We start from the raw sequence: 25,076 nt of genomic DNA on the forward strand, positions 1-25,076 counted from the left end.
AAAGTAATGGATCCGTCTGGATTAATTGAATATTCACCCACACCTGGAACTGACTTCGTGGTATTACCATCATCAAAAGTCATTGGACGATCCATATCAATTGGAACTGCAGGATCACCAGCATTAAAAGTAGGGGTTCCCTTCTGAGGCTGACCTTGGATACCGCTTGATTCAGCATTGGTGCTAGTTGGGGTTACTTGCGTAACAGTTGGCTGATATACTGCTTCTGCCGTAGAACCATTGCTATCCGTTACACGAAGACGCGCTGGAGTAGGTGTTCCATGGAAATCTGGAGCTGGTTGGAAGCTGATTTCACCATTTGGTTTAACCGTATAGGTTCCTTGTAACTTGCCACTTGCGTCGCTAACTGCCAAGGTATTACCCTGTTGAACTTGTCCATCCACAACGAATTGTGGTCCTGCTGGGTTTAATGGGACTGTTTGCGTTTGATTATTAACAGTTGCTTGACCTGGCACAAAGTTAAGTTGGCTAGTTTGAAGTTGCCCTTGAGGTCCAGTAGTCTGAGTATCTTGGCCTGTTGGAGTTGCAGCTTTAACATCAGCTTGGTAAGAAGCCGTTACTTCTGTACCATTCTTATCCACACGTTTAACCGTTTCAGGATTTGGGCGACCAGTGTAGCCAGGAAGTGGTTGGAAGGTTACACGTCCTGTATTATCCACTGTATAAGTCCCAACACCTGGAACTTCCTTAGTTGATTTACCATTGTCAAATGTTGGAGCAACGGCTTCATCGATTGGCACTCGGCTATCACCTGGGTTGAAAACTAGGTTGCCGGACTGTTCTGCCCCTTGAATACCTTCAGAGCTTGCATTCTGACCTGTTGGTACAACTCGAGTAACAGTTGGTTGGTAAGTTGCACGATGCTCATTACCATTTGCATCATTCACTTGCAAGTTAACTGGGTCTACGGTCCCAACGAATGACTTGTTAGGAGTGAAGGTCACACGTCCTGTAGCTGGATCTAAGCTAAAAGTCCCAACTTCCTTGCCACCAGAGGTCGCAGGAATGCTTGTCCCAGAAACAGGGTTGCCATCAGCATCTAGGAAGGTAGCTGGATTGCTTGCAGAAGGCTGAACAGGCGTATTAGCTGGATTTCCATCAGTAAATAAAATATCTTTTACTTGCGGTAAACCTTGAGCATCTGTTGAAAGATGTTCTGTAAAGTTAAGTACCTTTGGAATGTAACGAGCATCCATGGAATTTAGCGGCTGATTGACAACAGGCTCTGAATTGTTCTTTGCAGTCCATTCGGTGCTTGCGCCGTTGCTGTCAAAACGTCGGATGTTAATCCCTGAGGTAGTACCAACGTATCCAGCTTTTGGAACGAAGACGACGTCAACATTATCACCATTTGGTGTTACCTTGTAACGTCCCTCTGCCGTTGTATACCAACCCTCTGCGTCTGGACTGAGAACCGTACCCGCATTGTCTAAAACAACAGGTGCTTTGTTAGTATCAATAGTTGCTCTTGCATTTTCATCGTCTTTGGAGAAACCACGTGGCGTAAAGCGTAGGCTTGTTTGTTGTTGCTGATCTCGCAAGCCCTTAGTTTCTTTCTTCTCACCTTTTGGTGGGTAAGTAAGGTTAACTTGTAAATCTTCTACTTCACCACTAAACGCAGTACCTGTAGGCTTCTCGATGTCTCCTTGATTCAAGGCAATACGAACACGCATCCCAAGTTTCTTAACTGTATCGTCATTCATAGGAGCATGATTTCTGAAAGTAACTGTATAATCTCCTTCGGTTGTTACTTCCGTAAAATCACTAGCTTCATTATCATCGAAGACTCCATTATTATTGAAATCAATCCATGCTCGAACATAAGCTTTGTCATTACCATTAGCAGAAGCGTGGAAACGAATTGAATAATCACCATCACGAAGACGATCTGCCCGGAAGAGCTCATGGGTCTTACCGACTAAATCATCTGGTAAAAGTTGATCGATGCCTTCATCGGCATGATCTGTATTGTCATCATGCGTCCAATCGTTTCCTGAAGTGGTATCAATATCAGCTGGCTTCCGTCCAAGATATGGTTGTGGATTTTGTCCACCAGTAGCCGCATTATAGCCAGAAATAGTATGAACAGCATTTCCATAGCTCTCAGGCGCGTCACCAGTATCGACAACCATAAACCCAATCATGGCTCCCTGTTGACCAGATGAGGCGATATAAATGCCTACTTCAGATGCCTCACGAGTCATTACGATTGGCACAGTGTGATCCTTAGACGTGTTAGGACCAAAGACTTGTGATCCTAAACCCCCAGTTCTTTGATCTGGGTTAGTAAATTTAGTCCAGTCAATTGTTGGAGTAGTCGCGTTATCACCAATATACTGACCTAATCTGTTAGGATTCATAGGCGCATAAGTTTCGGTAATCACATTACCGTTTGGCGAAACACGTTTCCATTCTGCTAGATGCTCCCAGCCTTGACCATTAGTAGTAAAGATAGCATATTCACCTGGGTTAGCTTCTTCACCATCCGCCATAACGACGGTTGCTTTAACCGGCTTATTAAGGTAAGTAGCTTCAACCTTAAACTTCACACCGTAGCTAGCACCATTTTTAGGTACCTGTAGTTGAGTTTTCCGCCCGTTGGTATCGATTCCTTGCTCACGTAAGGCCGTCCATTGGTTCATCGGCGCCCCAATGATTTTTGGACGTGCAGAATCGCCTTCTTTAACTTGGCGGTTATAATCTGCAGGAACATATCTAAACCAAGTGTTTTTGGCATCAGGATCATAGGTATCAGCATACTGAGTGCCTGCTACACGATCACGATAGATTTCAGTTGAGTGGAATGGCTTCAACTCCGTAACTGTTAATTTAACAACATAGCCTGGAGAGATTTCTTTCTCATAAACACTCCCTACTTTAAGAGATCCATCAGTATCAAGATCTCTGAACGCTTGAGAATCACCAAAATCTAACCAGTTGATTTGTTTCACTAAGTCAGCAGGACGCTTCTTCTCTGAATCTGCTAAAGTAGGTTTCGCAATTGTGTTATTAGGATCACCATCCCGAAGACCGGTAGGGGCTGCTTCACGACGTGTACGACGTGAGCGGCTTGGTTGTGGGGTTTCCACGCTAATTGCAGGTTGGGTAGCTGTAGTGTCACTAGTAGGCACAGTTGCGCTCTCAACTGGCTTAGCATCTGAAGAGGTCGCAGGTTTCTCAACAGGCTTAGCTTCAGAAGAAGCAACAACAGGTTTCTCAATAGCTGGTTGAGAAGTAGAATCATCTGCATTTGTCTGGTCATTCGTTGGCTTGACATTTGACTCAGGTGAAACTGTAGCTGAAGTATCTGTAGATACTGGTTGAGGTGTAACTGAGAAAGTCGCACTTTCTGCAGGTTGTGAACTTACAACATCCGTAGCAGTTGTTGTAGAATTGCTAATGTCAGTTCGAGTCGCCTCGTTTTGACCACTAGAAGCTGTTGCTTCATCTGCATTGACCTGTGCTGCCGTACCCAAAAGAATTAGGGTAGACAAAAGCACAGAACAAACACCCACGTTCAGTTTTCGAATCGAAAACTTACGCAAATGGGGATTGAACAAATCTTTTCCCATAATAAACTCCTAAATTATTTTTTATTATAAGCTTTATTATACACCATTTTTTTTTACTTGGCTATATAAATGTTTAATATTTAAAGATGTTTTAAATATTTTTAACTATATTGTATTCGCTTTCTTTATGATTTTTTCTTTAAATATGATTTTTTCTTTAAAAAAGAAGCCATTTCAGCTTCTTCTATATTCTTCAATTGAATAAAACCTTATCTAATTTTTCCTGCAGGGCTGCTAATTCCCAACCTTCGATTTCTTTTAGCTTATGATTAGTCACTGCCAGCCCCTCATATTTGAGTCCGCAGTTCTGGCAAAAGCGGCTCATGCACATCAGCTACTCGGTCCAACAAAGTTTTTAGCAGACCTGAAAAAGACCACCAATAAATAGGGCTGGTAAAGACCAGCACATCAGCCTGACTCAGCTGCTCATAGACTTGAAAGAACTGGTCGTTTTCTGCTGACTGGCCATATTGCTCAATGTGGTAGTCCACTAATTGAAGAGCCTCATAATCTCTATCCCGCAGAAAAAAGTGCCCCAGCTTAAAACTATTGCCATTCCTATTTGGGCTGGCGTTTACCAAATAAATCATAGCTTCTCTTCTCCTCTGTTCTTTTTCCAATTATATCAAAAAAGAGGGAAGCAAACAATGCTCACCCCTACTATTTATTCCGACTTTTCCATATCTTCTTTCATCTCATCCATATTAAATTTAGCAAAGAGATACTTGCGATCTTGTACTGGGAAACGCTGATCCAGCTGGTCTACAGCACCCAACTCGACGACACCTTCTTTGATAACAAAATCCATAACATGTCCGCCAAAAGTCAGATCGTCCGATACAAAATGCAGATGATAGCCTGCCAGACTGACCCCGTGGAAAATCTCAGGCGTCCAGATACCAACGATGGTACCTGTGACATTTTCCTTACGATACTCAGGCTGATTAACCGCTACTTCCGCAAACTTCCGCTCCGTTGTAGACTTGGGAATCATCCGAACATGCATGCGAGCGAAATCACCGTGAATCTTGATAGAGCGGAAAAGATTTTCGCCATCATAGTAAGACTCAATCCGCTTTTCCAACTCCTTGTCATCCATCTCAAAGCGCTGACGGAAAATGACCTCCGCCTGATGGGGAACAACTGCCGCGTAAGGTACTGTCATATCTGGTGACACCTCAACCACTTCTGGCACTTCTCCAGATCCCTTTGCCTGATAAGCCTTACCATTGAGAACAATGAGCTCACCATCAATAGAGTCCAGCGTTCCCAAGCCCAAATCTCCATACTGAAGCAGTTCCCCAACAGTCATACTGCCGTCGTAAAGACCAGCCATCAAAGCTCCCAAAGTATTATATTGAAATAATTTGATTGGTTCTGCCATTCTTTTTCCTTAATCTTTCTCTTCCTAAAAATATTATTGCCCATCCAGCTAAGTTTTTTTCATCTTTATTACATTGGCTTACTGAATTTCTCCGCCAATCATTATACCATAAATTGTGAGAAAGGGCTGAGCGAGTGCTTCTTGAGCTGTTATAAGCTTTCATAAAGCTCCTGCATACTCCCATCATCAGGTACTAATCTCAGGTAAGAAACAGCAGCCTTTTTAGCTTCTTCAAATCGGCCTAGTTCTCGCAAAAGATAGACATACTGCTCCAAAAACTCTGGATTGTCTTGCAATTCACGAGCCAGTTGATTATAGAGTTCCTCTGCTTTTTCAAGATTTTCCAAGGCCTGATAAGCACGAGCCAGATTCCAGCGGGTCAAGGCGTTATCGACTTCTTGCTCTGCAAATTCTAAAATATCCCCATAGCGCTCCTGCTCCAAATAAAGAGTAGTCAGACGCAAGGCAATCTCTTCCAAATCATCCGCATCTTCCTGAGCCTGCAAGAGATAATGTTCAGCCGCTTTCTCATCATGAAGTTCATAAGAAAGCTGTGAGGCTAGGAGCAAGAGCCGAGTCTCAAAAGGATTCTTAGCCAAGCCTTGCTGGGCAAGAGTCAGGGCTTCAGCCGTCCGATGCTCCGCATGAAGAGATAGGGCATAGCCATATTCGTAGCCTTCAAAATCCGGCGACAGAGTATCCAATTGCTTGAAATAAAGATTGGCCTTTTGGTATTCTTCCTGATCCGCTAATATAGTTGCGAGCTCATAAACCGCAGCATCGTCATATTCCAGCTCAACTGCTTTCTCCAAAAACTCAATAGCAGCTGCAAACTTTCCAAGACTGGCATAGCAGACTCCAATCCGCTGATAGGTTGAGACGCCTGTCTGCTCAAAGATTGAGCGATTGTCTAGCTGGGCGTATTCCTTAATCGCCTGTGAAAAATCCCCCAGCTCCAAATCTATCTCAGCCAGGCCAAAGGTTACCAAAGGCTCATCAGTCATCTCTGCTGCCTGAGCTAATTTTTCACGAGCTACATCAGGCAGCCCCTCTAGCTGATAGAGGTCAGCCTTAGCCAAGAGAGCAGCTACATACCAGTCACTGTCTGGCTGAATCTCCTCCAGATAGGCAAATGCCTGCTCCAATTCCCCATCATCACTGGCAATAGCTGCCAGACTGATATAAGAAGCTGGATAGTCAGGAGCCAACTTTTCAAAAATACGCTTGGCCTGAGGGAAAAAGCCGATACTCTCTAAGTAATCGGCCAAGTCCAATAATTCTTCTTCGCTGTCTGTAGTCAGGGCTTGCTCGAAATAGCGGTCAGCCAGAGCTAGGTCCTGCTCCTGTAAAGCTGCCAACATTTGTTCACTCTTGCTCACTGATTTCTCCTTCTTTTTCAAAATCGGCTTCATAGAGGCCACTTACTTTCTGATACCACTTAAAGATGGCTGCAATGGCTACCTTGGCTGAAGCATAGGCGGGAATTCCTAGGAAAACGCCCCAAATGCCAAACATAGTACCAGAAGTTAATAATACGAATAAAATCGTAATCGGATGAATGCTGAGCTGACTGCCCAAGACCAGGGGAGAAACAAAACGCCCCTCGATTGTCTGCTCAACGATGAAAACGACAATGACCTTAGCCAGCATCACTGGGCCGCCAGCAATCAAACCGATTGCCAGAGCTGGAAGCATGGCCAAAAAGCTGCCCAGATAAGGCACCAGATTGAGAACGCCCGCAATTACTCCAAGAGTGACACCGTAGCGCAGACCAATAATCTTGAAGAAAACAATAAACATCAGAGCTACAATGATAGCAACCGTCACCTGACCTCGCACATAATTAGCCAGCTGGCTGTTGATATCCGTCATCACTTGACCAAAAGAAGCGCGGAATTTAGTTGGCAGAAACTGGGTCACATAGCCTTTCAGATTTTTCCCATCTCTCAGCAGGTAAAAAAGGATAAATGGCATGATGATAATAGCCACGACAATCTGCGAAGTTGTACTGATTAAGTTCCCCGCCCAGTTAACTGCCCGCGATGAAAAATTGCTGGCCCAATCGGTAATCTGGCTAGACAGATTGCTAGTGTATTCCTCAATCTGCGGCTTGAAATCTGCCGAAATATACTTAGTCACGACATCGTCGATGAACTTGTCAGCCTGCTTCAGATAAGCTGGAACATTTCTGACAAAGGCCATGACCTGATGCTGCAAGCTAGGAATAGCAACAGCCAAGCCCCAGATAATCAAAAAAGCAATTAAAACAAAGACAACGGTAATAGCAACCAGTCGATTAATCTTATGCTTTTCCATCCAGTCGACGATAGGATTTAACAGATAATAAAGCAGGCCAGCTAAAATAACCGGCAGCATAATCACTCCCAAAAATTCAATGACTGGACTAAAAATAAAACTGATTTTACTAAGTATAAAAATATTCAGCCCCATCAAAAGGGTCACTAGAAATACTGTAATGGCCTTGTTATCTAAAAACCATTTAAAAAACCAGGATAGGCTAAAATCTTTCTCTTTGTGCTCCATATTCTCCTCCTTTAACTCGTCATTTCATTGTAACATTTTTCAGAGAAAAATTCTCTGCTCAACTATAGGGAAAAGCAAAAAAAGAGAGGTGCCAGAAGACTTGTATTTTTCGCAAAATACAGCTTCTGACTTCTCTCTTCTGCTCCTGCACAGCCAGCTAGAATACGAGGCTATTTTTCGACAGCTGGCAGAGAAATGCTAAAGCGCATCTTCCGCCCATCAACGGCTTCAAACTGATATCGCAGACCATGCTTGTCCAAAATTTGCTGAACGATAAAGAGTCCCAGACCAGTTCCGCCATCCTTGCGATTGCGACTGTAGTCTGGCCGATAGAAAGGCTGAAAAATCTGCTGAATTTGGTCTTTGTTCAAGACGCGTTCCGCCTCATTTTCGATGACTAGCTTACGCTCTTCCTGCCTAAGTAGAATCTGTCCACCTTCTACTGTATAATGAAAGGCATTGTCCAGAAGATTCTTGATAGCCTTGAGCAGATAGGTGCGGTTCCCCTTGACCTTCGCTTCTGCCAGCTCAACCTGAAAATGGTAGTGTCTGACATCTGCTAAAACTCGATAGGTGCTCAGATTTTCCTCCAAGACCTGCTTGAGTGAAAAGACTTCCAGTTCGGTTTCAGTCTTCATCTCCAGTTTAGAAATGGCTAAGATAGACTGAACTAACTCCGACTGCTCCTCTAGAATTTCTCGGCACTTCTGCAAGTACTTGTCTCGATCCTTGAACTCTCCTACTCCATAGATCATGCCATCAACTATCCCCATCATGCTGGTAATGGGTGTCTTGAGCTCATGCGATGTCATTCGTAAAAACTCAGCCTTTTCTCGCTCGCTTTCTGCAACCTTTTCATTTTCTAGGCGCAGAGCCTCGATACTAGTCAGCAGATTAGCATAGAGATGATTAATGTCTTGGGCCAGTTCGGCAATCTCATCACGCCCCTTGACCTGACAGGTCACATCTGGAGCCAGACTCGTCATTTGACGGGTGCTTTTAGAGATGGCTTTAATCCGCTGACTGGAAGTCCGGCTATAGAGATAGGCAGCTAGACCACCTAAACTCAGAGAAACCAGCAAGACAAATGGATAGAGATTGAGCAAAATCCGACTAGCATCAGAAACAGGCTGTAAGGAATATTCCCCTCTCAGGACAACTTCTTTACCATCTGAAGTTCGAAAGCTTTCTGATAAACTCTTGCTCTCATAGTCACTGTTGGCAATTGTTGGGACGATGGTCAGTTGCAAAGAGCTTTCATCGCCAGCTTCGAGTGAGGGATAGAGAATGGTATTGTCTTTCGCCAGCAAGGTAAACCAAATCAGATTGCTCTTTTTACTATAATCACTCAAGAGCTCGCCTATTTCCTGACTGGACTTTCCCTTGACTTGCTTGGAAACCTGGTCAAATTCTCTCTTAGCTTCTCCACTCTTAACCTGCTGATAATACACCGGCATGGCAAAGTAAAGACTGGCTAGAACGATAGTCACCACCACGAAAATGATAGACGAGGTCAAGAGAAAGTTCTTTTTGACAATTTTCACTTGTCTTCTCCTCCAAGCTGATAACCCATACCCGTAATAGTTTTCAGCGGCACACCCGGAATCTTTTTACGGATATTCTTGATATGATTATCCAGCACCCGACTATCCAGCTCGCTGTAACCCCAAATAGTATTCATCAGCTGATCTCGGGTCACCAAGTGCCCCTTCCTCTTAGCTAGAGTCTGCAAGATTTCATATTCTTTCTTGGTCAGAGGCATCTTCTCACCTTGCCAGTAAACCGTGCAGTCATCAATCGAAACCGTCAGGTCGCCAACAGCAATCTCTGAAGCAACAGTATTTCTGCGCAGAATATTCTCAATCCGTTTGACCAAGATTAGCGGTGAAAAAGGCTTGGTTACATAATCACTGATGAGATGGTTAAAGCTGACCAGCTGGGTATACTCGTCATCAAGTGCTGTCAAAATCATGACCGGAATCTGAGAAGTCTTGCGGATTTCCTTCAGTACTTCCAGACCACTCTTGGTTGGCAGCATCATATCTAAGATGACTAGATCAAAGGGTTCTTCTTCAAAAGCCTGCAAAGCATCGCCACCATCAAATACTGGCCTCACCTCATACTGACTTTCCTTTAAAAACTCGCAAATCACTTGATTAATCGTCGTATCATCTTCCACCACTAGAATCTTGTGCATACTTAGATTTTTCTCCTTTACCTATTCAAATCGCAGGGCTTCGATCGGATCCAGCTTGGATGCTTTCACAGCTGGCAGGAGCCCAAATACTACTCCTATTATACAACAAAAGAGCAAACTTACAAAGACAGAAAAGAGGGATAAAATATACGGATAGGCTAGAGACTGGGTGATGGCAAAGCCTGAGGCGATACCAGCCACCACGCCAATAATCCCTCCCATCAGAGTCAGGATAACTGCCTCAATCAGGAATTGCTTGAGAATAATCTTCCGCCGAGCTCCCAGAGCCTTTTTAATCCCGATTTCACGAGTCCGCTCTGTCACTGAAACCAACATGATATTCATAACACCAATACCTCCGACTAAGAGGGAGATGCTGGCAATACCTGCTAGCAAGACGAAGTTAGACTTGTTGAGATTGTCCAGCTGCCGTTCAAATTCCTGCAGGTTGAGCACACCAAACATATAGTCTGACGGTGGCATTTGCTGATTGAGATAATCACTGACCTTCTTGGCCACTTTCTTCAAATCATCAGCCTTGTGGGTTTGGACAGTCACTTCAGGACTGACATTAATGGTATCAAAAATCCGATGCCACTGCTGCAAGGGAATATAGGCCACCTTTTCCGCACCAGCTGTTAAACCACTCTGCTCAGTCGACTCAAACACGCCAATGACCTTAAAGGGATTACCCAAGACTTCAACATATTTGCCTATACCATCACCCTTTGGAAAAAGACTGTCATAAAGTGACTTTTCTAAATAGGTCACCTGCTCTTGATTTTTAAAGGCTTCTGAGTCAAATCCTTCACCTTCAAGCAGACGCTGCTGCTTGATGTCAGCGGCTGTCTGCGAAACAGCCTGAATCTTCCCAGATGACTTTTGGCTCAGGTAGTAAATCTTCTCATCTGTACCATAGGTCAGCAGAGCATTCTTGACCCCAGAGATTTCCTTAATCTTGCTTAATACATCCTCTCCCATAAAGGGAATATAAGAAGGCTTCTGAGCTTGAGATTTCTCTGGAATGGTCGGATCAATGGCGCTTTTCTTGTCATAGACGACCTTGATTGTGTTATTGTTGCCGCCGATGAGCTGACGCTTAGTATTTTCCGTATTTCCCTCAATGATAGAAAAGATAGCGATGATAGCGCCTATCCCAATGATAATCCCCAACATGGTCAGCATAGAGCGCATTTTATGCGACAAGATTGAATTCAGAGCTACAAAAATATCTTCCATACAGCTTCCTTTCTATCCTATCGCTTTGCTCTCTATATTACCGTCCCGCAGGATAACCGTCTGCTTGCAGAGTTGGGCTACTTCCGGCTCATGGGTAATGATGACAATGGTCTTGCCCTCATCATTAAACTGCTTGAAAAGATCCATAATCTGCACACTGGTCTTGGTATCCAGGGCCCCCGTTGGTTCGTCCCCAAGGATGAAGCTGGGATTGGTTACCAAGGCTCGTGCAATGGCTACCCTCTGCTTCTGACCACCGGAAAGCTCCATAGGCTTGAAATCACTTCTTTCTTCCAGACCGACCAATCGCAACATTTCCAGAGCTCGCTCCCGTCTCTCTTTTTTAGGAATTTTCATGTAAGTCAGAGGCAGTTCCACATTTTGGCAGGCCGTCAGCTTGGGCATGAGGTTAAAATTTTGAAAAACGAAGCCAATCTTCTGATTGCGCAAATCGGACAGCTGATTGTCAGACAGCTCAGACACATCGGTCCCCTCAATATGATAAGTCCCTGAACTTGCCTTATCAAGACAGCCGATAATATTCATCAGAGTGGACTTACCAGATCCAGACGGTCCCATGATAGCCAGAAAATCCCCCTCTTTCACATGCAGATCAATTCCTTTTAAAATTGGAAATTCCTGACTGCCCTGCTGATAAGATTTGTGGATATCCTTAAGCTTTAACATGCTGTCCTACCTCCATCCCTTCTTCCATACCTGCTCTCGGTGTTGAAATGGTATCCTGCATAGTCAGACCTTCTGTAATCTCTACTAAACGGTCAGAAACTTTCTTGGTCTTAACTTCCTGCAATTTCAGAGTCTTGCCCTCTACCTTCCAGACATAGGTCTTGCCATTTTTACTGAAAGTATAAGCCTTATTGACAACTACCTTTCCTGCCTCGGGAGCATTCTCCACGATGTTGACATAGGAATGGGAACCCACCAGCGGCATTTCACCACCCTGATCCAGCTCAACTGTATAAGGATACTTACCTTGGTTAGGATTTTCCTGTTGCTTATTCCCACCATTATTATTGGAAGTATTTTCTGCTGTCAGACTGCCGACCTGAGTTACCGTACCACTCCAGCGTTTCTTAGGATCCTTGCGATCCACCACTTCCACTTTCTGGCCGACACTCAGCTTTTCACGGTCAAATTCACTGACAGTACCTTTGACCAGAGTTTTAGACTTGTCCATAATCTCAATAAAGTTTTCTTCTTCCTTTTTGGCCTTGGACTGATTGGGCAAATCTTCATTCATAGAGGTAATCGTTCCTGCTGTATCTGCAGTCACAGTATCATACTTCATCCGGTCTGATTCTGTCTGGGCTGTCACCTGAGCCTTTTCAGCCTCAATCTGAGCTGTCGTCACTTCATTATCCGCAGTCTTAGCATCGCTCAGCGCTTGAGCCAACTCGTCTTCAGCTGACTTTATCTGCTCCAGCAATGACTCATCCTGACTGGAATTGTATTTGTCCTTGAGTGAGTTTAAGCTGGCCAACTTGCGATTATAAGTTTCCCATTTAATCGCAGCGCTATTTTGAGCGGCTGTAATGCCATTTGCCTTGGACTGGGCATCATATTGAGCCGACTGGGCTGTCAATTGCTGCTCTGTCGCATAGGAAAAGAGCGGCTGTCCTTGTGTAACGGTATCACCATTTTTGACAAATACTTCCTTGACTTCCCCTTTAGACGGGTCAATCTTGACCTTACTGCTATTGTTGGCAACTACTTCCCCAGATAAAACCAGGCTTGTTTTTTTGCTGTTATTGACAGCTTCTTGGACTGTCAGCGAATCAATCGTCTTATCTACCATTTTCATGGCCTGTTGTTGATTGATCTGTCTAAAATACAGATAGCCTCCCAGCCCAGCACAAGCGAGAATGACCGTGCTGCCCAATAGAATGGTCTTACGATTCATTTTTTTTCTTCGAAACATATTGCCTCCAACCTACATGTTTTAATCTTTATTCAGCTTCTGAGCTAGATCCTGATCCATCTTCTGGAATTTCCTCACCATCTGCTGGGATTTGAATAACATTTCCATCAGGCATTGTGTATTCTGTTACTTCTTTGCCATCTACCGTCTTGGTCTTCTTGTCAACAGCATCCTTCTGGAAGTCTACTTGTTTTCCATCCTTAATTTCTGAGTTATCTGCTTCTTTATTTCCGCATGCGGCTAAAAAGAATCCAGACATTCCAATAAGGGCAACGAGCATAGCAATTTTTTTAACGTTCATTTGATTTCTCCTTTGTTTGACAAGCAGGAAGTTTGTTGCTTCCTGACAGTAATTGTTTTTTTGAACAATTCTATTCTAACAAAGTCATCTATCCCCTTCCTACCCGCTATCTGTTTTTTATCTGTTTTTTCGAAAACAATACTATTCTTTTGAAAATCAGGCAAATCCTCCGCTCTAAGCCCTATCTTCTGCTTTTATGATATAATGGTAGCAAGCAATCTAAATATATACGAGGTAATGTCATGGCACAAACAGTTTACTTTGGAACCTATACTCGCAGAGATTCCAAGGGAATTTATAAGGCAGATTTTAATTCTAACAAAGGAACTTTAGAAAACTTGACCTTGCTTGCTGAAGAGCCCAGTCCGACCTACCTAGCCTTTGATAAGGCTGGACATCTCTATTCTGTCGGAGCAAAGGACGGACAGGGAGGTATTGCAGCCTTTGATCAAGCAGGTCAGCTCCTCAACCATGTTGTTGAAGAAGGGGCTCCGCTCTGCTATGTGGCAGTCGACGAGGATCGTGACTTAGTTTACGGTGCCAATTATCATAAAGGACAAGTCTTGGTTTACAAACGCCTAGCTAACGGCAGACTGGAACTAGCTGACTCAGCTACCCACCAAGGTCAAGGACCACATGCCAATCAGGCCTCTGCTCACGTCCACTATGCTGACCTAACACCAGATCAATACCTGATCACCTGCGACTTGGGAACTGATGAAGTAACTACTTATGATGTTGCTGAAGATGGAAAGATCGCTCCTCTGGATACCTACAAGTGTGCCGCTGGAGCTGGTGCCCGCCATATCGTTTTCCACCATCATTATAAAATCGCCTATTTAATCTGTGAGCTTAATTCTACTATTGAAGTCCTAATTTACGACGGAGTCGGCCATTTTGAACACCTGCAAACTGTCTCCACCTTGCCAGAGGACTTTGAAGGTGCAAACGGAACAGCTGCTATCCGTCTGTCTGCTGATGGCAAGTTCCTCTACGGTTCCAACCGTGGTCATGACTCTCTTGCCGTTTACAAAATCTTAGCTGATGGTAGCTTGGAGTTAATCCAGATTGCACCTACAAATGGCCAAAATCCACGGGATTTCAACATTACACCAGATCAAAACCATATCATTGCTGTCCATCAAGACTCAGACAATGCAACCATCTTCAAACGCGATGCAGAAAGTGGAAAATTGACAGAAATCTCCCACGATTTCTACGTTCCCGAAGCTGTTTGTGTGACCTTTAAATAAGCAGAATTCTTGTCTTTCTATTAGAAATTTGATTAAATAGTATAAAAAATTACTAAGGAGCAACAACTATGAATCCATTAGATTTATTTAACCAAGTAAAAGAAATGATTGAAAAGAAAGACTTTGATGGCGCCAAAAAGTTTATCGAAGAAAACAAAGACAAACTCGGTGAATACCTAGATCAAGCCAAAAAATTAGTAGCTGAAAATGAAATGGCCAGCGGCGCAATTGATAAAATTAAAGGTTTGTTCTAAGTAAACATAACAAAAACGCTTGAAAAATCAAGCGTTTTTTATTCTTTTTTATAAAATCAATGGTAAGAAAATTTGTGCTAAGCCTAGAAAAGCTAGATAACCTAACACATCTGTTGCTGTGGTAATGAAAATGGTCGAGGCTAGAGCCGGATCCTGATGCAGGGTCTTGATAATCAACGGTACAAAGTAACCAAATAGAGCACCACATGCTAGATTGATCATCATAGCCAATACCACAATAACAGACAGATAGAAATTTTGATAGAAGACAAACATGACAATAGCTGCAATCAAGCCAGTAAAGAAACCATTAACCAAAGCTAGCACGATTTCTTTGAATACTAAATTCCGATCTTCTTTCAGATCCAGTTTCCCCAAGGCAATTCCCTGGATAACCAAAGCTAGTGTCTGAGAGGCAGAATTTCCTCCCATTCCTGTGATAATAGGACTAATCGCTGCTAATGCTACAACTTTTGAAATCGTATCATCAAAAAGTGCTACTGTCGCAGAAGCTAGAAAGGCTGTCACTAGGTTAATCATCAACCAAGGTAAGCGTTTCTTGAGTGATTCTTTGAAAGGTCCTCCAATTTCTTCACTTTCTTGGACACCCCCCATCCGCAAGATATCTTCTTGATACTCTTCTTGCAAAACATCGACGATATCGTCAATAGTGATGATTCCTAACAATACCTGCCGATGATTGACGACCGGTACGACAGATAAATTATATTTGGCAGAAAGCTGTGCCACTTCCTCTTGGTCAACCTCTGGCGTTACACTCACTATCTGAGTATTCATAAATTCACTGAGTTTCATCTCCGCATCATGAATAAACAAATCACGAATATCAATCCAGCCAACTAGCGAATGATGCACATTTCTAATAAATAAGGTATCAATAACTTCTGTATTGGGCGAAATCTCCCTCAATTTATTGAGAGTTGCTGAGACGGTCAGGTTTTCATTTAAGGTGATGAATTCTGTCGTCATCAGACCACCAGCTGTCTGAGGATCGTAAGCCAACATAGCTTTCAAATTCTCTTGACTGGTATTTTTCATCATACTTAAGTATTGCTTACGCAAGTCCACACTCAAGTAACCCAAAATATCTACTACATCATCATCTGGCATAAGATGAAAAAGAGTGCTGGTACGTTTGAAAGAAATCGATTGGATAATCTGTCGTTGCAACTCCGGCTCGGCTTCTTTTAAAATCTCTACCAATTGATCATCACTAGCCATTTCTGTAAAGGTTTTGAGAAGATTCCCTTCCTCATCCTCCAAAGCCTCCAAAGAAAGAGCAATATCAATGGGATAGTAATCATCAAATATCTGATTGAAAACTTCACTATCCTGTGATAGTAAGACCTGATTTAATAATTCTTCCATTGTACTCCTCCTTCCACTTTGCTAGTATACCATAAAAGACTGATTTTGATACAAGAAAGCTATAAAATCTTCAGTAAATCGCTCACTTTTTCAAGCATGTAGTCACAAGGAAACGCAGGGATTACTTGATTATATTTTCCGAAAGAAAAACTGTCATCTTGTCGTCTAATTTTTCAAGGGAAAGAACATGACCAGACCCACACAGTACTTCTAGGCAATTTTCTCGGAAAAGATGATAAATCTCCCTCTCATCAATTAGGGTGGTTCCTAAATCAAAAAATATCCATTGTTACATCTTTACACATCAAAAAAGCTAGGACTAAGTCCTAGCTCCTCTTAAAGGTTGTTAGATTATTTTTTCAAGTTATAGAAAGCTTGAAGACCTTTGTATTGAGCAACTTCACCAAGTTGATCTTCGATACGAAGCAATTGGTTGTATTTAGCAATACGGTCTGTACGTGAAAGTGAACCAGTCTTGATTTGACCTGCGTTAGTTGCAACTGCGATGTCAGCAATTGTTGAATCTTCAGTTTCACCTGAACGGTGTGATACAACTGCAGTGTAACCAGCTTCTTTAGCCATTTCAATCGCTTCAAAAGTTTCAGTAAGAGTACCGATTTGGTTAACTTTGATAAGGATTGAGTTAGCAGCACCTTCTTTGATACCACGTGCAAGGTAGTCAGTGTTTGTTACGAAGAAGTCGTCACCAACAAGTTGTACTTTCTTACCAAGACGTTCAGTAAGAGCTTTCCAACCATCCCAGTCATTTTCATCCATACCATCTTCGATAGTGATGATTGGGTATTTGTTAACCAACTCTTCAAGGTAGTCGATTTGTTCTGCAGATGTACGAACAGCAGCGCCTTCACCTTCAAATTTAGTGTAGTCGTATACTTTACGTTCTTTATCGTAGAATTCTGATGATGCACAGTCAAATCCGATAAATACATCTTTACCTGGAACATAGCCAGCAGCTTCGATAGCAGCGATGATAGTTTCTACACCATCTTCAGTTCCTTCAAAGCGAGGAGCGAATCCACCTTCGTCACCAACGGCAGTTTCCAAACCACGAGATTTAAGGATTTTCTTAAGAGCGTGGAAGATTTCAGCACCGTAACGAAGAGCTTCTTTGAATGTTGGAGCACCAACTGGCAAGATCATGAACTCTTGGAATGCGATTGGAGCATCTGAGTGAGATCCACCGTTGATGATGTTCATCATTGGAGTTGGAAGAACTTTAGTGTTGAATCCGCCAAGGTAGCTGTAAAGTGGCACTTCAAGGTAGTCAGCAGCAGCACGAGCTACAGCGATAGACACACCAAGGATTGCGTTTGCACCCAATTTACCTTTGTTAGGAGTACCGTCCAAAGCGATCATTGCACGGTCGATAGCTTGTTGGTCACGAACATCGTAACCGATAATAGCTTCAGCGATAACGTTGTTTACATTATCAACTGCTTTTTGTGTACCAAGACCACCGTAACGAGATTTGTCGCCATCACGAAGTTCAACTGCTTCGTGCTCACCTGTAGAAGCTCCTGAAGGAACCATACCACGTCCGAAAGCACCTGATTCAGTATAAACTTCTACTTCAAGTGTTGGGTTACCGCGTGAGTCTAGGACTTCGCGAGCGTAAACATCAGTAATAATTGACATTTCTTACTCTCCTTATTATTTAAAATTATTTACTAGTCTATGATACCTCAAAAAACGCTTTTTTTTCAAGGAAAAATAGAGAATCTAAGCAAATTTGAGAATTTTTGCACAAGAAAACGATTCCAAACTTACTATATAAATGTTTTTCCAGCGAGCCAGAACGAATATTCAACCTTTTAGAATTTCTCCTTTTATGGTACAATTTTATTATGACTGATATTAATAAAGTAATCATGGAAAAAGCTCAGAGCGGAGTCAAGCTCAATCCTGATGAACAGCGTAGATTTTTAGGGACTTTTGAGGAGCGAGTGCTAGCCTCCTGCTCTATTGAGCAAGCCAACGAGACCCTCATTCGCAGTCATTTCAAGGAAATGCTCAGTAGCATCATGAAAAACTGCCAACCTGTAATTGTTAAAATTTCTCCGGAAGTCGAGTCAGGCAATCAAATCTTTTATCTAAAAACCTCTAAGGAACTAGGCTGCGAGGCTACTATCGTCTCAAGCGATTACCAGTCTTCTCCTTTTGGCCTAATTGTCCATAGCGATCATCTTGTCCAAGTAGATGACAAGGATATGAACCAACAGTTTGCTAGCCTCCTTCAGCCAGCAGAAAAGCCTGCAAATGAAAAGCCCTCCCTCTGGAAAAAATGGTTTGGATAGGATGACAAATTTAGAAAAACTTTTTGCCTTCTTTGAAGCAGAAAATCAGCGTGATTGGCAAACCTATCAGACCTTTCTTTCTGATCATGTTAGCTGGGAATTAGAAGGTGACACAACCGAAATCATCAAAGGAAAAGCGGACTACCTGACTAAGATTCAAAAAGCCTACCATAAGAACCCCGTCCAATTTTCTTGTACTTATTATCAGCTTAGTCCTGACCAGAGTCGGATTGTAACTATTTTAGAAAATGACTTTTGTGACCTGTCTTGTGACATCTTCTTCTTTGAAAAGGGCATGATAGTCAAAGAAATTGAATACCTACTAAAAAAAGCGGATTAACCGCTTTTTTTATTTTTAGTAGATTACCAATATTTCTGGACGTTCGAATCAAATTTTGCTCCGCCTGCTCTAGGATCTTATCTAAACTATCTGCTTGTGCAATAATAGGAAAAGCTGCCTGAATATTCTCAACTGGGAAATCCGGTAAATCATCTGCCAGACTGCCGCAAATCGCCAGTACAGGAATGCCTTCTGGTGTTCGTCTGGCGACCCCGACCGGTGCCTTGCCCGCCAAAGACTGACGGTCCAACCGACCCTCGCCCACTACGACCAAGTCCGCTTTTTTAACTCTTTCATCAAAATCCAGTAAATCTAGACAGGTTTCAATACCCGAAACGATTTTTCCTCCGGCAAAAGCAACCAGTCCTGCTGCCATTCCGCCACCGGCCCCAGCGCCACCCATGTCAATCACCTGAGGATTGACCAACTGATAGAAATCTGCCACGGCTTGATCTACTTGAGAGAATAATAAGGGAGATAGACCTTTCTGACCTCCGAAAACAGTTGTCGCACCGCGAGCTCCACAAAGAGGATTATCAACGTCCGTCAAAATCTCAATCTCAACTTCTTTCAAGAAAGCAGGAACCTGCTCAGCTGATATTCGAGCGACCTTTCCCAAAGACGAGCCAATGGGGCGCAATCTATGATTCTCCGCATCGAAAAATTCATAGCCAAGGCCAGCTGCCAGTCCAATCCCACCGTCGTTGCTGGCCGAACCTCCAACACCAACTAAAATTTTTCTAACACCGTCTTCAGCCAGGTGCAAAATCAATTCTCCCAATCCTTTGGTCTCTATGGCCAAAGGATTTCGTTTTTCCTGAGGAATAGATGCGAGTCCGACCAAATCAGCCATTTCAAAAAGCGCTTGTTGACCATTTCTAGCATAAGACATTTTTACCGGCTGGCCAAAGGGTCCGGTCACAGTATGATGAAATTCAGCCCAGCCCAAGGCTGCTGTCAGCGCAGTCATTGTCCCCTCGCCACCGTCACCCACCGGCAGCAAGTCAAAGCTGGCATCTGGCAAGGCCTGAGAAAATCCTGTCTGCAGAGCTTGAGCAACCTGAGCAGCTGACAAACTTTCCTTGAATGAATCCGGTGCAATTAGAATATGCATGCCTCTCTCCTACTCTTTTCTATTGTCTAAAAGATCAATGACCCGATAGAGATTGCATTCTTGAATCTGGTAAGGAGCTTGCTCGCGCACGATCGGCTTGGCCATAAAGGCAATTCCCATCCCTGCCGCTTGAATCATAGGCAGATCATTGGCGCCATCTCCCATAGCAATCGTTTGATTTAATTCCAACTTGTTTTCGGCTGCCCATGCTTTTAGCATGGCGAGCTTGGTATCCTTAGTGACAATCTCTCCTAAGACTTGGCCTGTCAAAAGGCACTGCTGGATTTCCAAACGATTTGCCTTGACGTAGTCAATTCCAAGCTGCTCAGCCAGTCTGTCCACCGTCTCATGAAAACCACCTGACACCAAGCCTACTTTATAACCACGTTTATGCAGCTCCTTGACCAAGTCCTCGGCTCCTGGCGTGAAATGGATCCTTTCAGCAATTCGAGCAAAAATATCCTCCGGCAGACCTTTTAAAAGGGCGACCCGCTCACGTAAGGCAGCTTCAAAGTCCAATTCCCCTCGCATGGCACGCTCGGTAATAGCCGCAACCTGAGCTCCTACACCAGCCTCCTCTCCTAGCAGGTCAATCCCCTCTTCCATGATTAAGGTGCTATCTACATCCATGACTAACAAGCCTTTGACTGTTTTCATCTCTTAACTCCTTCCCAATTATTGATTATCTAGCTTATTCTTTAAATATAGTCAAATCTATTTGAACAGCCTTTTCCTTCGATTCCATTTGTATTGTAAGACTATAAATAGTTCCGCTGGAGTGATCTATACTTATTGTGCATTTTGTATCATCCGGTAAATCATACTTATTTTTTAAAGTTTTATAGAGTTCAGATTTATTTTCTGGCTGGTAGATAATATCGCGAAGCTCTGTTTCAGCGCTATCAAAAGTCTCTTTCACATTTAAGGATTCAAAATGATTTCTTTGAACAACTAAGTTAAGAATCTCTTCATCAAATAAAGGACTTATCTCTGAGCTGTAAGTTAGTTTGTCGTTAGAATAAGTAACAGGAACAGTCTCTTTGTTGTCCCCAATTGTTATTGTATAGTCACCCTTAATATCAGATTGGGTAGTATCTAAGTATACTTCGTATTCCTTAACTTCGTCTCCGTCTTTAACATAAACACTACTTGTATAAAGTTTTAATCCAGTAAAATCCTTTTTCTCTTGTTCTAAAAACTTAAACATTGATTCAAAAGTGCCTTCAAAATCATACTGTTCTCTTGTTCTGTTTTTTGGAATAGTATAATCATCTAAACGCCAGCCATTCATCAATGCTATCGATAAAACGGCTACACCTCCAAGAATAATGAAAGTAATATATTTTTTAATCTTTTTCATTTCTTTTATAGACTTTCCGCTTTCATTTGTCCCTCTATTATAACACAAGAGCCTTTTTGCTGAGAATGAAAAAAGTTCCCGAAGGAACTTCTTTTAAAAGCGAATATTCTCGCGTGTTTTTTCGTAGGAAGTCACAAAGCGCTCTGTCACACCTGGCTCGACAAGATCCAAAGCTTTTGAAATGATTTCCAAGGATTGAGCATAGTCGTAGTCATGTTCAAAGACATACAAGGACTTGTTAAAGGCTGCCTGTACATTATCATCAAAGGAACGATAGCGGTTTGAATACTGCAGCAACTGCTCAGTCAGGGTAGCATCTTGGACGATACGATAGGTTTCTTCTTCCAATTGCTCCATATCATTCCCTAGAATTTCCAGCCAACGGTTAACTGATTCAATATTGACTCGTGTAGCTTCCAATTCCTTAACCAACTCTTCAATATTGTTGCTGGTTGAGAAGAAAATTTCTAAGAAAGAGTCTGGAATACCTGGCAAATTGCGTTTTTCCATATATCTCTTAATGGTATGCAATTTGTTCGCATAGATATTGACTTTCTGGCGAGCATTGGCATCATCTTTTTCAATCTCTGCCAGGGCTTCACCAAGAGAAATCTGCTCATCTTCGATTTCTTTCAAACGCTCTTGGATAGCTTCCAACTCTTCCTGAACCACAGAATAAGCTTGTTTGGTTTCAGAAGAATCTTCTACCGCGCTCAACACCACATCTTCCTGGGCAGAAAGCTCAGCTTGCAACTCCTTGACATGAGAAGTTTCTGTATCAGAGAGAAGGAAGGTTTGAGATAAACGTTCTATCTCTTTTTGGAGTTGCTGGTTGTTTTCCTTAGTGTGAGCCAGATAGCTAGGCAAGTTTTTAATCAGCTTCTCCACTACTTTGTGGGCTTCAATTTCCCGCGTAAAAATTTCATAGAGAGCGTTAATTTCTTCTCGAGCCTGCTCATTTTCATACTCAGCATTATCCAGCTCTAAGGCCGAGATATTAGCTTCGTTGCGTTTGAGACTCGCATGGAGCTGTTGGAATCGAGACTCTATATCTGTTTCGATAAAGTGATAACCAGACTCCAAGAGCTTACGGTGACCAGATTCTAAGTCTTCCAACTGATCTGGCAGCTTCACAGTCAACTCTTCGACAATGGCAGGAACTTTCTCAACGATATGTGTCAGAGCAAGGATATGATCCTCAGCTTTATCCAAGATTTCAGCTGCCTCAACCGGGTCACCTGAAGAATTAAGGGTCACAAACTGAGAAAACTCTGACTGGATATTTTCCAGCTGTTTCTCAATCTCAGCTAAGGCTTGCCCATATGAATCTGCATTCTCCGCCACCTGGGTTTGCAGTTTTTCAAACAAATCCAGGGCATGGAGCACACGACCGCTGTTCTTAGACTCTTGCTCTTTAAGATCTTCCAAGGCTTCTCGAATCATCTTGATATCTTCTTCGATCAAATCAATCTGACTCTCAATATTGCCAATTGCATGCTTGGCTTTTATGAAACGAAAAGAATTGTTGTAACCTTCTGCTTCAAATAGATTATTTTCAATATCAGCAAATGAATTTAAGGACAAGTCTACCCATTTTTGATTCCATTCACGGAAGGCTACCTGACTCTGTCCAATCAAATGCATATTTTTTACTGCTTCAACTTCATCGTTTACAGGGAGATTGTAGAGTGTTTCTTTTCTCTCCTCCAATTTTTGAAGTAAAGCTTCATTTCTCTTTCTCATCAGAACTGCAGTACCATAGCCGACAACCAAAAGCAGAGCTACCACAATAACGAGAATAATTAGTCCACTAGACATATAAAACTCCTTCATATTGTTACTATAAAGCAAACATAATGATTATATCATATTTTTGCCCATAATGGTTGATTTTTCTGATTTTTTTAGACGTCGAGCGTACTGTATACAGCATTTTCTTCGATAAATTCACGACGAGGTTCAACGCGATCCCCCATCAGCATGTCAAAAATCTTGTCAGCTTCCGCTGCATCATCCACTGAAACCCGTGCCATCAAGCGATGTTCAGGATTCATAGTTGTCTCCCACAACTGATGGTCATCCATCTCTCCGAGACCTTTATAGCGTTGAATAGTTGGCTTGGAGCGGCCTTCACTGTAACGAGCCAAAGCTGCTTGAAGCTCTTCTTCCTGATTAGCACCTGGCTGGATATATTCTTTGACTTCACTTCCGACCTTGACACCATAGATTGGCGGCTGAGCGATATAGACAAATCCAGCTTCCAGAACCGGCTTCATATAGCGGTAAATCAAAGTCAAGAGCAGGGTCCGAATATGAGCTCCGTCTACATCGGCATCGGTCATGATGACTAATTTTTGGTAGCGGGCCTTGCTGACATCAAAGTCAGCTCCAAAGCCAGTTCCCATTGCAGTAAAGAGACTGCGGATTTCTTCATTGGCCAATATCTTGTCCATGCTGGCTTTTTCAACGTTGAGAATCTTACCACGAATTGGCAAAATAGCCTGAAATTCACGGTTACGGCCAGACTTAGCTGAACCACCCGCTGAATCCCCCTCCACGATGAAGAGTTCTGTTTCCTGTGGGTCGTTGGACGAGCAGTCAGCCAATTTACCTGGCAGATTGGAGATTTCCAAGCCAGACTTTTTGCGGGTTACTTCCCGAGCTCGCTTGGCAGCAATTCTGGCCTTAGAAGCCAAAATCCCTTTTTCAACGATTTTTCGAGCCACCGCAGGATTTTCCAAAAGGAAATCTGAGAAAGCTTCACTAAAGAGGCGATTGGTAATCTTGACCACTTCGCTATTGCCCAGCTTGGTCTTGGTCTGACCTTCAAACTGAGGGTTAGGATGCTTGACAGAGATGACCGCTGTCAGTCCCTCACGCACATCTTCTCCAGTCAGATTGTCCTCATTTTCTTTGAGAAGCTTATTTTTCTTGGCATAGTCATTGATAACTCGTGTCAGGGCTGTCCGAAAACCTTGCTCATGCGTTCCACCCTCGTGGGTATGGATGTTATTGGCAAAGCTCATGACTGTTTCATGGTAGCCAGTCGTATACTGCATAGCTACTTCAACCGTAATGTCATCCATCTCGCCATCGGTATAAATCGGCGTTTCAAAGATTACATCCTTGTTTTCATTGATGTATTGAACATAGCTGGCAATCCCACCCTCATAGTGGTAATCCTTGACCTGCTCCATTCCGTCTCGCTTATCGGTGATAGAAATTCTGAGACCACGATTGAGGAAGGCCAATTCTTGCACCCGCTTATTGAGCTTTTCAAAGTCAAATTCTACTGTTTCAGTGAAAATCTCTGGATCTGGTGTAAAGTGAACTGTCGTACCAGTACGGTCTGTTTCACCGATGATTTCTAGATCAGCGACTACATGACCGCGACGGTATTCTTGGTAATGAATCTGACCGTTCTTATAAACGCGGACATCCAGCTGAGTGGAGAGGGCATTTACAACGGAAGAACCCACACCGTGCAGACCTCCCGATACCTTGTATCCGCCACCGCCGAATTTTCCTCCGGCATGGAGCACAGTAAAGACGGTTTCCACGGCCGGCCGGCCTGTTTTCTCCTGAATATCAACCGGAATTCCCCGACCGTTATCTACTACTGTGATGGAATTATCTTTTTCAATAAAGACCTGAATGTGGCTAGCAAAACCAGCCAACGCCTCATCAATTGAGTTGTCAACAATTTCCCATACTAAATGGTGAAGACCTTCCTTGGAGGTCGAACCGATATACATTCCTGGACGCATACGAACGGCTTCTAGGCCTTCTAAGACCTGAATCTGACTGGCATCATATTCTTGGGCCTGTATATCTTGTTGCTTTTCTTCTGTCAT

General features: G+C 43.0%; 22 protein-coding genes and 1 pseudogene. 4 read left to right on the plus strand and 19 right to left on the minus strand.

The features are described 5' to 3' along the window. The 12 genes and pseudogenes from HMPREF9380_RS03570 to HMPREF9380_RS03520 all read right to left on the minus strand — a co-directional run. Positions 1 to 3,593, minus strand: a 3,593-nt coding sequence (locus tag HMPREF9380_RS03570) for a CshA/CshB family fibrillar adhesin-related protein (RefSeq protein WP_002934115.1), incomplete at its 3' end; no start/stop codon positions are given. 193 nt (positions 3,594 to 3,786) lie between these two features. Further along, a pseudogene (locus tag HMPREF9380_RS03565) lies at positions 3,787 to 4,183 on the minus strand (flavodoxin family protein). 74 nt (positions 4,184 to 4,257) lie between these two features. Then, positions 4,258 to 4,977 carry an acetolactate decarboxylase gene (gene budA / locus HMPREF9380_RS03560; protein ID WP_002921628.1) on the minus strand — a complete coding sequence of 240 codons (720 nt, stop codon included), beginning with the start codon at positions 4,975 to 4,977 and terminating at the stop codon, positions 4,258 to 4,260. Beyond that, the gene (locus tag HMPREF9380_RS11860) at positions 4,946 to 5,140 is read right to left on the minus strand and encodes a hypothetical protein (protein ID WP_162093960.1); all 195 of its coding nucleotides are present in this window, start codon (positions 5,138 to 5,140) and stop codon (positions 4,946 to 4,948) included. The genes budA and HMPREF9380_RS11860 overlap by 32 nt, the downstream gene beginning before the upstream one ends. Further along, the gene (locus HMPREF9380_RS03555; RefSeq protein WP_080560670.1) at positions 5,127 to 6,356 is read right to left on the minus strand and encodes a tetratricopeptide repeat protein; all 1,230 of its coding nucleotides are present in this window, start codon (positions 6,354 to 6,356) and stop codon (positions 5,127 to 5,129) included. The genes HMPREF9380_RS11860 and HMPREF9380_RS03555 overlap by 14 nt, the downstream gene beginning before the upstream one ends. Next, entirely contained in the window at positions 6,343 to 7,521 is a 1,179-nt protein-coding gene (locus HMPREF9380_RS03550) for an AI-2E family transporter (RefSeq protein WP_002934120.1), read from the minus strand. The genes HMPREF9380_RS03555 and HMPREF9380_RS03550 overlap by 14 nt, the downstream gene beginning before the upstream one ends. Positions 7,522 to 7,691: 170 nt before the next feature. Further along, complete coding sequence (locus HMPREF9380_RS03545) at positions 7,692 to 9,065, minus strand: sensor histidine kinase (protein WP_002934121.1); 1,374 nt, start codon at positions 9,063 to 9,065, stop codon at positions 7,692 to 7,694. Then, positions 9,062 to 9,718 (minus strand): response regulator transcription factor, encoded by a 657-nt coding sequence (locus HMPREF9380_RS03540; protein WP_002897805.1) that lies wholly within the window; start codon positions 9,716 to 9,718, stop codon positions 9,062 to 9,064. Before HMPREF9380_RS03540 ends, HMPREF9380_RS03545 begins: the two co-directional genes overlap by 4 nt. Before the next feature lie 21 nt (positions 9,719 to 9,739). Further along, positions 9,740 to 10,957, minus strand: coding sequence for an ABC transporter permease (locus HMPREF9380_RS03535; protein WP_002897806.1), 1,218 nt, complete (start codon positions 10,955 to 10,957; stop codon positions 9,740 to 9,742). A gap of 12 nt (positions 10,958 to 10,969) precedes the next feature. After that, the gene (locus HMPREF9380_RS03530) at positions 10,970 to 11,644 is read right to left on the minus strand and encodes an ABC transporter ATP-binding protein (RefSeq protein WP_002895848.1); all 675 of its coding nucleotides are present in this window, start codon (positions 11,642 to 11,644) and stop codon (positions 10,970 to 10,972) included. Beyond that, complete coding sequence (locus HMPREF9380_RS03525; protein WP_002934122.1) at positions 11,631 to 12,896, minus strand: efflux RND transporter periplasmic adaptor subunit; 1,266 nt, start codon at positions 12,894 to 12,896, stop codon at positions 11,631 to 11,633. The genes HMPREF9380_RS03530 and HMPREF9380_RS03525 overlap by 14 nt, the downstream gene beginning before the upstream one ends. A 28-nt stretch (positions 12,897 to 12,924) precedes the next feature. Next, positions 12,925 to 13,197: a YgdI/YgdR family lipoprotein gene (locus HMPREF9380_RS03520; RefSeq protein ID WP_002895853.1), complete on the minus strand. Its 273-nt coding sequence runs from the start codon at positions 13,195 to 13,197 to the stop codon at positions 12,925 to 12,927. Positions 13,198 to 13,439: 242 nt separating this feature from the next. Here HMPREF9380_RS03520 and HMPREF9380_RS03510 point away from each other — a divergent pair, with 242 nt between their 5' ends. Both HMPREF9380_RS03510 and HMPREF9380_RS03505 read left to right on the plus strand, forming a co-directional pair. Further along, positions 13,440 to 14,450 (plus strand): lactonase family protein, encoded by a 1,011-nt coding sequence (locus HMPREF9380_RS03510; RefSeq protein WP_002934124.1) that lies wholly within the window; start codon positions 13,440 to 13,442, stop codon positions 14,448 to 14,450. Positions 14,451 to 14,518: 68 nt separating this feature from the next. Next, positions 14,519 to 14,704 (plus strand): hypothetical protein, encoded by a 186-nt coding sequence (locus tag HMPREF9380_RS03505; protein ID WP_002934125.1) that lies wholly within the window; start codon positions 14,519 to 14,521, stop codon positions 14,702 to 14,704. 48 nt (positions 14,705 to 14,752) lie between these two features. Here the strand turns inward: HMPREF9380_RS03505 and mgtE are convergent, their stop codons facing one another. Together mgtE and eno are read right to left on the minus strand one after the other, a co-directional pair. After that, a complete protein-coding gene (gene mgtE, locus HMPREF9380_RS03500) occupies positions 14,753 to 16,093 on the minus strand; it encodes a magnesium transporter (RefSeq protein ID WP_002934126.1) in 1,341 nt (446 codons plus the stop codon). A gap of 351 nt (positions 16,094 to 16,444) precedes the next feature. Then, positions 16,445 to 17,749 carry a surface-displayed alpha-enolase gene (eno, locus tag HMPREF9380_RS03495; protein WP_002897814.1) on the minus strand — a complete coding sequence of 435 codons (1,305 nt, stop codon included), beginning with the start codon at positions 17,747 to 17,749 and terminating at the stop codon, positions 16,445 to 16,447. A gap of 209 nt (positions 17,750 to 17,958) precedes the next feature. On the opposite strand from eno, the gene HMPREF9380_RS03490 reads away from it, so the two are divergent. Both HMPREF9380_RS03490 and HMPREF9380_RS03485 read left to right on the plus strand, forming a co-directional pair. Continuing rightward, positions 17,959 to 18,408, plus strand: a complete 450-nt coding sequence (locus HMPREF9380_RS03490; RefSeq protein WP_002934127.1) for a DUF1694 domain-containing protein — start codon at positions 17,959 to 17,961, stop codon at positions 18,406 to 18,408. Position 18,409: 1 nt separating this feature from the next. Continuing rightward, positions 18,410 to 18,748 (plus strand): hypothetical protein, encoded by a 339-nt coding sequence (locus HMPREF9380_RS03485; protein WP_002934128.1) that lies wholly within the window; start codon positions 18,410 to 18,412, stop codon positions 18,746 to 18,748. On the opposite strand, the gene HMPREF9380_RS03480 is transcribed toward HMPREF9380_RS03485, so the two are convergent. The 5 genes from HMPREF9380_RS03480 to gyrB all read right to left on the minus strand — a co-directional run bounded on the left by HMPREF9380_RS03480 (position 18,711) and on the right by gyrB (position 25,076). After that, the gene (locus HMPREF9380_RS03480; RefSeq protein WP_002934129.1) at positions 18,711 to 19,862 is read right to left on the minus strand and encodes a glycerate kinase family protein; all 1,152 of its coding nucleotides are present in this window, start codon (positions 19,860 to 19,862) and stop codon (positions 18,711 to 18,713) included. The genes HMPREF9380_RS03485 and HMPREF9380_RS03480 overlap by 38 nt on opposite strands. Before the next feature lie 9 nt (positions 19,863 to 19,871). After that, positions 19,872 to 20,519 carry a phosphoserine phosphatase SerB gene (gene serB, locus HMPREF9380_RS03475; protein WP_002934130.1) on the minus strand — a complete coding sequence of 216 codons (648 nt, stop codon included), beginning with the start codon at positions 20,517 to 20,519 and terminating at the stop codon, positions 19,872 to 19,874. 34 nt (positions 20,520 to 20,553) lie between these two features. Further along, positions 20,554 to 21,222 carry a hypothetical protein gene (locus HMPREF9380_RS03470; protein ID WP_002934131.1) on the minus strand — a complete coding sequence of 223 codons (669 nt, stop codon included), beginning with the start codon at positions 21,220 to 21,222 and terminating at the stop codon, positions 20,554 to 20,556. 93 nt (positions 21,223 to 21,315) lie between these two features. Continuing rightward, positions 21,316 to 23,040 (minus strand): septation ring formation regulator EzrA, encoded by a 1,725-nt coding sequence (gene ezrA / locus HMPREF9380_RS03465; RefSeq protein WP_032907454.1) that lies wholly within the window; start codon positions 23,038 to 23,040, stop codon positions 21,316 to 21,318. Between the two features lie 86 nt (positions 23,041 to 23,126). Then, a complete protein-coding gene (gene gyrB, locus HMPREF9380_RS03460; RefSeq protein WP_002895870.1) occupies positions 23,127 to 25,076 on the minus strand; it encodes a DNA topoisomerase (ATP-hydrolyzing) subunit B in 1,950 nt (649 codons plus the stop codon).

It is taken from the genome of Streptococcus sanguinis SK49, from assembly GCF_000212815.1.
Classification (GTDB): domain Bacteria; phylum Bacillota; class Bacilli; order Lactobacillales; family Streptococcaceae; genus Streptococcus; species Streptococcus sanguinis_C.